Annotated in this window: 8 protein-coding genes and 1 pseudogene; 2 read left to right on the top strand and 7 right to left on the bottom strand. The window is 72.7% G+C overall.

Going from position 1 to position 8,002, the window contains the following annotated elements; all coding sequences use genetic code 11:
* From PV350_RS41940 to PV350_RS41920, 5 genes are all read right to left on the bottom strand, one after another.
* The coding region (locus PV350_RS41940) for an HAD family hydrolase (protein WP_500338650.1) at window positions 1-447 on the bottom strand (447 nt) is incomplete at its 3' end.
* A 49-nt stretch (window positions 448-496) separates the two neighbouring features.
* On the bottom strand, window positions 497-1,588 hold the full coding sequence (locus PV350_RS41935) for an ABC transporter ATP-binding protein (RefSeq protein ID WP_500338648.1): 1,092 nt from the start codon (window positions 1,586-1,588) through the stop codon (window positions 497-499).
* 7 nt (window positions 1,589-1,595) lie between these two features.
* The gene (locus PV350_RS41930; protein ID WP_499514401.1) at window positions 1,596-2,432 is read right to left on the bottom strand and encodes an ABC transporter permease; all 837 of its coding nucleotides are present in this window, start codon (window positions 2,430-2,432) and stop codon (window positions 1,596-1,598) included.
* Window positions 2,420-3,328, bottom strand: a complete 909-nt coding sequence (locus PV350_RS41925) for an ABC transporter permease (protein ID WP_499514400.1) — start codon at window positions 3,326-3,328, stop codon at window positions 2,420-2,422. The genes PV350_RS41930 and PV350_RS41925 overlap by 13 nt, the downstream gene beginning before the upstream one ends.
* Window positions 3,325-4,485: an ABC transporter substrate-binding protein gene (locus PV350_RS41920; RefSeq protein WP_500338646.1), complete on the bottom strand. Its 1,161-nt coding sequence runs from the start codon at window positions 4,483-4,485 to the stop codon at window positions 3,325-3,327. The genes PV350_RS41925 and PV350_RS41920 overlap by 4 nt, the downstream gene beginning before the upstream one ends.
* Window positions 4,486-4,761: 276 nt before the next feature.
* On the opposite strand from PV350_RS41920, the gene PV350_RS41915 reads away from it, so the two are divergent.
* Window positions 4,762-5,529, top strand: coding sequence for a GntR family transcriptional regulator (locus PV350_RS41915; protein WP_499514398.1), 768 nt, complete (start codon window positions 4,762-4,764; stop codon window positions 5,527-5,529).
* On the opposite strand, the gene PV350_RS41910 is transcribed toward PV350_RS41915, so the two are convergent.
* On the bottom strand, window positions 5,504-6,892 hold the full coding sequence (locus tag PV350_RS41910; protein WP_499514397.1) for a sensor histidine kinase: 1,389 nt from the start codon (window positions 6,890-6,892) through the stop codon (window positions 5,504-5,506). The genes PV350_RS41915 and PV350_RS41910 overlap by 26 nt on opposite strands.
* Window positions 6,893-6,906: 14 nt before the next feature.
* The gene (locus tag PV350_RS41905; RefSeq protein WP_499514396.1) at window positions 6,907-7,617 is read right to left on the bottom strand and encodes a response regulator transcription factor; all 711 of its coding nucleotides are present in this window, start codon (window positions 7,615-7,617) and stop codon (window positions 6,907-6,909) included.
* 291 nt (window positions 7,618-7,908) lie between these two features.
* Between PV350_RS41905 and PV350_RS41900 the strand changes: the two are divergent.
* Window positions 7,909-8,002: pseudogene (locus PV350_RS41900) on the top strand (amino acid ABC transporter ATP-binding protein); the annotation flags it as partial.

The raw sequence follows: 8,002 nt of genomic DNA, 5'->3' as shown, positions 1-8,002 counted from the left end.
GGCGGGCTTGGTGCGGGGGGTGTCGTCGGCGGTCAGGGAGACCGCGAAGCGCTCGCGGCCCAGCACCGCCAGCACGATGTCCACGACCTCGCGCGGGGACGCCGAGACCAGGGCGATGGGGATCTCGTGCCGGGCGAGTTCGTCCAGCAGCTCCAGCGCTCCGGGGCGGGGCACCGTGCGGGCGCGGACCCGCTCGGCGAACTCCCGGTGCAGGAGGGCGGCCAGTTCGTCGGCGCCGGCCGCCGTCCCGCTCGTGGTCGCCAGGTGGGCGGCGGTGTGCTCGACGGCGCGGCCGAGGACCTCGGCCACGTCCGCGTCGCCGAGCACGTGTCCCAGCCCGGCGGCCACCTCGGCGACCGCCTCCCACCACAGCTCCTCGGTGTCGACGAGCGTGCCGTCCATGTCGAACAGGACGGCCTGGAGCGGGTGGTGCGGTGGGTGGGTCACGGTGCTCTCTTTCCTCGGGGGTGTGGGGGGATGGGAGGTGCGATCGAGGTCAGGCGGTGCGCGCGGTGACCAGGACGGGCCGGTCGGGCAGGGAGACGGTGACGGTCGCCCCCGGCGGGAGGGCGGCGGCGTCGGAGCCGGCCACGTCGGCCTTGACGAAGGCGCCGTCGGCCAGTTGCACGGTCACCCGGGTGACGGCGCCGAGGAAGGCGGTCGCCATGACGCGCGCATCGCCGGTGGGGTCGGCGGTCAGGTGCACCGCCTCGGGACGGACGAGGACGTCCACTTCGGTGCCCGCGGGCACCTCGCCCTGGGCGGGGAGCCGCCGGCCGAGGACCTCGACGGTGCCGCCGTCGGTCAGCCGGCCCGGCAGGCGGCTGTTGGTGCCCACGAACTCGGCGACGAAGGCGGTGGCGGGGCGGTCGTACAGCTCGGCGGGGGCGGCGCACTGCTCCATCCGCCCGGCGTTCATGACGGCGACGCGGTCCGCCATGGACAGCGCCTCCTCCTGGTCGTGCGTCACGAACAGCGTCGTGATGCCGAGTTCGAGCTGGAGGCGGCGGATCTCCTCGCGCAGGTTGGTGCGCACCTTGGCGTCCAGCGCGCTCAGCGGCTCGTCCAGGAGCAGGACGCGCGGCCGCAGCGCCAGGGCGCGGGCGAGGGCCACGCGCTGCTGCTGGCCGCCGGAGAGCTGGTGGGGGTAACGGTCCCCGTGGTCCGGCAGGCCGACGAGTTCCAGCAGTTCCACGGCGCGGGCGCGCCGTTCGGCGGCGCCGACCTTGCGCATGCGCAGCCCGAAGGCGACGTTGTCGGCGGCGCTCAGGTGCGGGAAGAGGCTGTAGGACTGGAAGACCATGCCCGCGTCGCGGCGGTGCGCGGGGATCTTGGTGATGTCCTTGCCGTCGACCAGCACCTGACCGGAGTCGGGGTGCTCGAAGCCGGCGAGCATCCGCAGCGCGGTGGTCTTCCCGCAGCCGGACGGGCCGAGCAGGGCGAGGAGTTCTCCGGGCCGGACGGTCAGGTCCAGTCCGTCGAGGGCGACGGTGGGCCCGAAGGCGCGGCGCAGCGCCCGGAACTCGACGGTGGCGCCGCCGGGCACGGTCGGCGCGGCGTCGGCCGGGGCGGGGACGGTGTCGGTCATGTCTCGGTCACTTCCGGGAGGCGGTACGTGAGGTCGGGCGGCGTCCGCCGACGGCGGCCAGGACGAGCAGCAGCACCCAGGTGACCAGCAGGCTGAGCACCGAGACGGCCACGGACAGCTGTGCCTGCGAGCCGCTGACCGTGACGATCCACACCGCGAAGGGCTGGAAGCCCAGCAGCTGGGCGACGGTGAACTCGCCGAGCACCAGGGCGAGGGTGAGGAAGGAGGCGTTGAGCAGCGCCCCGCGCAGGTTGGGCAGCACGACCCGGACCAGCGCGCGCGGCCAGTCGGCGCCGCAGGAGCGGGCGGCCTCGACCAGGGTGCGGACGTCCACCGCCCGCAGTCCGGCGTCCAGGGCCCGGTACACGAAGGGCAGCGCCATCACGACGTACGTGAGCACCAGGACGACCGGGAAGGACGGGTTCTGGATGGCCACGAAGGTCTGGAACAGCGGCGTGCTGGCCAGGTGCTCGGGGCCCCAGCGCAGCACGTTGCTCACCCCGGCGACCAGCGCGATCGGCGGCACGACCAGCGGCAGCGAGCAGATGACCTCGACCACCGGGCGCAGCCGGGGCGCGGACAGCCGCAGCGCGACCATGGCCGGCACCATCAGCAGCAGGACGACGGCGATGGTGGCGGCCGCGAGCTCCAGGGAGAGCAGCAGGCTGGAGGTGAAGCCCTCGGCGCCCAGGATCTGCCCGTACGCGTCGAAGGTGATGCCCTGGCCGGGGACGTCCACGGTGAAGATCACCGAGGCGGCCAGCGGCACCAGGAAGTAGAGGCCGGCACCGGCGAGGACGATGCCGCGCCAGGGCCGGATCCGGGTGCTCGTCAGACCAGCCATCGCGCGCTCCGTCGTTGCAGGGGCAGGTAGACCGCCATGACCAGGCCGGCGACGACGACCATGTCCAGGCTGAGGGCGAGGGCGACGTTCTCCTGCCCGACCAGGACGTTGCCGGAGATGGCGTCGGCGATCTGCAGGGTGATCAGCGGCACGGAGCTGCCGACCATCGCCGCGGCGGTGGCGTAGGCGGCGAAGGCGCTTCCGAAGAGCAGGACCAGGCCGCCGAGGAGCGAGGGCGCCAGCACGGGCAGGGCGACGTGCCGCCAGTACTGCCCGTTGGTGGCGCCGTTGTTCTGGGCCGCCTCGCGCCACTGGACGCGCAGCCCCTCCAGCGCCGGGGTCACGGTGAGCACCATGAGCGGGATGAGGAAGTAGAGGTAGACGATGACCAGGCCCCAGAAGCTGTAGAGGCTCCAGCCGTGGTCGGCGAGACCCAGGTGGCGGGTGAGGACGCCGGCGTTGCCCAGGGTCGCCACGAAGGCGAAGGCCAGCGGCACCCCGCCGAAGTTGGCGAGCACGCCGGAGGCGGTCAGCACGGCCTCACGCAGCGCGCGGAAGCGCGAGGTCACCACGGCCTGGGCGAGCAGCAGCCCGAACACCGCGCCGATGGCGGCGGAGAGCCCGCACAGCTTCACGCTGCCCCACAGGGCGGTCAGGTAGGCGCCCTGCAGGGAGGCGGTCAGGTTGGCCGTGGTGTACGAGGTGGCCCCGGTCGCGGGGTCCTTGACGGTGAAGGCGCCGTTGAGCATGGCGACCGCGGGGGCCCCGAAACTGATCGCGACGAAGACGAGCAGCGGGACCACCGCGAGCCAGCCGGCCGAGCGCCGCCGCGCCGGGGCGGTGGCCCCGGCAGCGGCGGCGACGGGCGCCGCGGTGGCGGTCATCGGGTCGGTCATCCGGAGACGGCCTTGCCCCAGCCCTGGGCCAGCACTTCCTTGGCCTTGTTCTGCTGGGCGTCGGTCGGGAAGGACGGGGTGCCGCTGACCGCGGGGAGCTTGCCGGCGGCGGTCTTGTCGAGGGTGCCGGCCGTGTCCATGGCGGGCATCAGGACGGGGCGGGCGAAGCCGGCGAGCCACAGGTTCTGGCCCTCGGCGCTGTACAGGTACTCCTGCCACAGGCGGGCGGCCGCCGGGTGCGGGGCGTCCTTGTTGATCGCCTGCGCGTAGTACTGGGCGTACTCGCCGTCGCTCGGGACGGAGACCTTCCAGTCCACGCCCTTGCTGGCGAACTCCTCGGCGTAGCCGGCGTTGAGGTAGTCCCAGTCGATGCTGATCGGGGTCTCACCCTTCTCGACGGTGGCCGGGGTGGACTCGACGGGGTTGTAGTTGCCGTTCTTCTTCAGCTTGCCGAAGAAGTCGATGCCGGGCTGGATGTCGTCGAAGGAGCCGCCGTTGGCCAGCGCCGCCGCGTAGACGCCGCCGAAGGCCGAGCCCGACTTGGTCGGGTTGCCGTTCATCGCGACCTGGCCCTTGTACTCGGGCTTGAGCAGGTCGGCGAAGGTGGTCGGGCAGTTCTTGACGCGCTTGGCGTCGCAGCCGATGGAGACGTAGCCGCCGTAGTCGTTGTACCAGCGGGCCTGGGCGTCCTTCTGGGCGGCCGGGATGTCGTCGTAGGAGGCGACCTTGTAGGGGGCGAACAGGCCCTGCTGGGCGCCGCTGATCGCGAAGGACGCGCCGAGGTCGAGGACGTCGGGGGCGCGGTCCTGGCCCTTGCGGGAGGTGACGGCGTTGATCTCGTCCTGGCTGGCGGCGTCCGGGGTCTCGTTCTGGATCTTGATGCCGTACTTCTTGGTGAAGCCGTCGATCAGCGCGCCGTAGTTCGCCCAGTCGCGGGGCAGGGCGATCGCGTTGAGCGTGCCCTCCTTCTTGGCGGCGGCGACCAGGGCGTCCATGCCGCCGAACTCCTCGGCGGAGGTCGCGGTGGCCGCGCTCTTGCCGTTCTTGCCGTCGGCGGCGGTCTGGGTGGTGGGGGCCGAGCCGCAGGCGCTGAGCGCCAGCGCGGTCACGGCGAGGCCGGCGGCGAGTACGGCCGCCTTCGGGAGGGACGCGGGCACGGAAGTCTCCTGGAGGGGAAGTCGGGTCCTGAGGGCCAGGGAGGTCGGGCGGTTCAACTTGTCCGAACAAGTTGGCCCTCAGTAGGCCGTGCGTCAATGGCCTTTCCGTAAACGGCGGGAAAACCTCGGCAAGCCTGCAGAGGGCAGTCGTCCCTTTTCAGCCAAGGACCCCGGGAGCGGCCCCGGAAGCCGGGAACCCCTGCGCGCGATCGGCGCCCGGCTCGTCTACGCTGAGCGATGTTGTGCGCAGACGGTGAATGAACGGAAGGGGGCGCGGTGGCGGCGCGGCACGAGGAGATCGCCGAGGAGCTCCGGCGGGCCATCGACGACGAGGAGTACACGGTCGGTGCCCTGCTCCCCCCGGAGACCGAACTGGCCGCCCGGTACGGCGTCTCCCGCGGCACGGTGCGCCAGGCCGTGGCCGCGCTGACCGCGGAGGGGCTGATCGGCTCCCGTCAGGGCGCCCGCCGCGTCGTGCTGGCCAGCCGGCGCAGCCAGAGCTTCGCGGAGCTGCGCAGCTTCGCCCAGTGGGCGCGGGCCATGGGCCGCGCCGCCTCGGGCACCGTGGTCCGCACCGAGACCCGGCCGGCCACCGCGGAGGACGCCACGCGCCTGCACCTGCGCACGGGCGCGGACGTGCTGTACGTGCTGCGGGTGCGCGGACTGGACGGTGAGCACGTCCTGGTGGAGCGCACGGTCTACGCCGACTGGATCGCCCCCGCGGTGCTGCGCATAGAGCCTGACTGCGAGTCGGTCACCCAGCGGCTGTACGACGACACGGGCCTGGTCTTCGCCTACGGGGAGCACCTGATCGACGCGGTCGCGGCCGGCACCCGGGACAGCGAACTGCTGGGCGTGCGGCGCGGCAGCCCGCTGCTGCGGGTGCGCCGGGTCACCACCACGCAGAAGGGCCGCCCGGTGGAGTGGTCGGACGACCGCTACCGCTCGGACGCCGTCAACTTCAGCATCCACAACTCGATCGGCTCCAACCCGCTGGCCCGCCAGGCCGGCCCCGGGCTCAGGGAGCCGTACGCGGCACCGTGAGGGTCACCACCAGTCCGTGCGGCTCGTTCGGCGCGTACGCGATGCTGCCGCCGCCCTGCGCCAGCAGCACCCGCGCGATGGAGAGGCCGAGGCCCGAGCCGTCGACGTTCTGGTGACGCGGGCTGCGCCAGAAACGGTCGCCGATGCGGGCGAGTTCGTCCTCGGTGAGACCCGGGCCGCCGTCGGCGACGGTCACGTCGATGGCGCCGGGGCGGCCGCGCAGTTCGGTGGTGACCCGCACGCGTTCACCGTCCGGGGTGAACTTCACGGCGTTGTCGATCACGGCGTCGAGGGCGCTGGACAGCGCCACCGGGTCGGCCCAGCCGGTCACGGCGGCGGCGCCCCCGTAGGAGAGCTCCACGCCGTCGCGCTCGGCGACCGGCCGCCACGCCTCCACGCGTTCCGCGGCGAGGGCGGCGATGTCGGTGAGGGCGAGGTTGGCCTCCGCGTGCTCGGCGGTGGCCAGGCCCAGCAGGTCGTCCAGGACCGAGGCGAGGCGCTTGCCCTCCTCCCGGACCGAGGCGATCTCCTCGTGCCCGTCGGGCAGTTCCAGGCCCAGCAGCTCGATCCGCAGCAGCAGCGCGGACAGCGGGTTGCGCAACTGGTGGGAGGCGTCGGCGACGAAGGCCCGCTGCTGGTCGAGGACCTCCTCGACGTTGTCGGCCATCTCGTTGAACGAGCGTGCCAGGCGCCGCAGTTCCGGCGGTCCACCGGACACCGCCACGCGGGACTTCATCCGGCCGGTGGCGATGTCGTGGGTGACCCGGTCCAGCACCCGGACCGGGCGCAGCACCCAGCCGGTGAGCCGGAAGGCGGCCATGACGGCCACGATCATGGCGGCCAGCTCACCGGCCGCGAGCAGCAGCCAGCCGCGCAGGATGCGCGAGCGCATCGCGCCGGTCGGCGAGTCGGTGAGCACGACCGCGACGACGTCGCCGTCCCGGACGACCGGGGAGGCGACCGACAGGGAGCGGTGCTGCCAGGGCCAGATCTGCTTGGGGTCGTGGCTGCGCCGCCCGGCCAGGGCCTCGCTGTACGCGGTGAAGGCCTCACCGCCGGTGGGCAGCGTCCAGCCCTTCGGGGCCGAGGCGATCGGCTCGCCGTCGCGGTCGAAGACGCCGGCCCGGATCCCGTACACGTAGTGGTACTGCAGCAGCTCCGCCCGCAACGTCTCCACCCGTTCGCCGCTGCCGTCGGTGCTGACGTACTGGGCGAGCGCGGCGAAGCGCGCGGTGTCGTCGATGCGGTCGACGACGACGCGCTGCTGCTGGGCGGCGGCCAGGCTGGCCGCCAGCGGGAAGCCGAGGGCCAGCAGCACACCGGCCATCAGCACGATGAGCAGCGGCAGCAGCCGGGTGCGCACGGAGGAACGGCCTCCTAGCCGGAGGGCACGACGAGGCGGTAGCCCACCCCGCGCACGGTCTCGATCAGGGAGGGCAGGCGCAGCTTGGACCGCAGGGACGCCACATGCACCTCAAGGGTGCGCCCGGTCCCCTCCCAACTCGTGCGCCACACCTCGCTGATGATCTGTTCCCGGCGGAAGACCACACCGGGCCGCTGCGCGAGCATCGCGAGCAGGTCGAACTCCTTGCGGGTGAGCGCGACCGGCTCGTCGCCGACGGTGACCTTGCGGGTCTCCAGCTCCACACGGACCGGGCCGAGCCCGATGACACCGCCCGCGGCCTCCGCGCCCTCCGCCTCGGGCCCGGCGGACGCCTCCTGCGCCTTGCGGCGGCAGACGGCGTGGATGCGGGCGAGCAGCTCACCGGTGTCGTACGGCTTCACCACGTAGTCGTCGGCGCCGAGGTTGAGGCCGTGGATGCGGGACCGCACGTCGGCGCGCGCGGTCACCATGATCACGGGGATGGCGGTGCGCAGCCGGATGCGGCTGCACACCTCGAAGCCGTCCTGGTCGGGCAGGCCGAGGTCGAGCAGGACCACGTCGAAGCCGGGCCCGTGGTCCGGCAGCAGCGCGTGCAGCGCCTCCTCGCCGCTGCGGGCGTGGGTGACCTGCAGCCCGTGCTTGGCCAGCACGGCCGACAGCGCGGCGGCGACCCGGTGGTCGTCCTCCACGAGCAGCAGTCTCATCCGTTCACCTCCCGCGGTCCGGCCCTTCACGCCCCCCGCAATCATGCTCCACCACCGAATACACGCCGATGTGCCACGTGCGCGTCAAGCGCAGCCCGCTCCTGCGGGGCGACTGTTACGGAGCCGGTACGCTGCACAACCGGCCGAGCTCACCCACAGTGCCGGATTTGTGCCAGCCAGTGACCGGATCGTGATGCTCAAGTTCCCCTCAGATGTGCTGACTCGGTTTGCCAAGCGTCAATAGGGTGATCGCCAAGGTCTGGTCAACCGACGAGGATGGAGCACACGCCGATGACCGAAGTGCCGGTGACCGAGGACGCCGTTCCGGCGCCCGACGACCTGGTCGTACTGAAGGACGTGAACAAGCACTTCGGCGCGCTGCACG

Origin of the sequence: Streptomyces sp. PA03-6a, from assembly GCF_033792765.1 — a bacterium.
Lineage (GTDB): Bacteria > Actinomycetota > Actinomycetes > Streptomycetales > Streptomycetaceae > Actinacidiphila.
Note: the sequence above shows the minus strand (reverse complement) of the source record. Positions and strands in the feature narration are given on the sequence as shown.